The organism is Liquorilactobacillus sicerae (assembly GCF_029916425.1).
GTDB classification, from domain to species: Bacteria; Bacillota; Bacilli; order Lactobacillales; family Lactobacillaceae; genus Liquorilactobacillus; species Liquorilactobacillus sicerae.
Genome location: NZ_JAHAVQ010000056.1, coordinates 1 through 785, shown reverse-complemented (window position 1 = coordinate 785; position 785 = coordinate 1). Strand labels below are relative to the sequence as shown.

The window sequence follows — 785 nt, the reverse complement described above, 5'->3', positions numbered from 1 at the left end:
AACAGGCAGTTACTTAATTGGAGAAGTCTGATTTGGATTATACCTATATGCGAATGACCTGGCTTTATAATCAAGATGGTAATACTAATTATGAAACTCAAAAAAAAGGTCAACCTTTAATTGGCGCTCAGGTCACTCGTCAGGCCGTTTCGCAATATGTAATTGATATGATCAAAAATCCAAAATTGGGAGTTCGTGAATCAAATGCTGTCGTTGAGCCAAACACAAACTTCGCTAAGCCGAGTTTTTATTAAATAATTAACAAATTTCATTTTTCATTTTTATGGCGCTCGATTTTTTCGAACGTTTTTTTCTTGACTTTTAAGTTTACATGTGTAGACTATAAGTTATAGATGACAAATGTAGATTATAAAAAAGAACAAATTTCTAATTCCGAATGGCAAGTCATGAGGATTGTTTGGTCGCTTGGCCAAGCCACTACTAGTGAGTTAATTAAATATTTGAACCGCAAAGAAACATGGCAACCTTCAACAGTGAAAACCTTGGTATTTCGGTTAGAAAAAAAAGGCTATTTGGCTGATGACGGTGTCAGCCGCGGTAGAAAGTTCACCCCTCTTATTTCTGAGAGTTCGGCAATGCTGCAGGCTGGTGATAATCTATTTGCTTCAATGTGTGCCATGAAAAACGGTATGGTTTTGAATCATTTGATTGAAGAATTAGATCTATCTAAAAAGGATATCGAGGCGATGGTGGGAACTTTAAATAAAAAGTTACCGGATGCAGCCGAAGTAGTTGCTTGTAACTGCTTGCCTGGGGAAGAAGGT

Annotated in this window: 1 protein-coding gene and 1 pseudogene; both read left to right on the top strand. The window is 36.9% G+C overall.

Annotation, left to right across the window (positions count from 1 at the left end):
• Nucleotides 1-17: 17 nt before the first annotated feature.
• Nucleotides 18-254, top strand: a pseudogene (locus KH893_RS11150) (NAD(P)H-binding protein); the annotation flags it as partial.
• A gap of 99 nt (nt 255-353) precedes the next feature.
• Nucleotides 354-785 (top strand): CopY/TcrY family copper transport repressor (locus tag KH893_RS11145; RefSeq protein ID WP_281166189.1); only part of this gene is annotated, 432 nt, incomplete at its 3' end.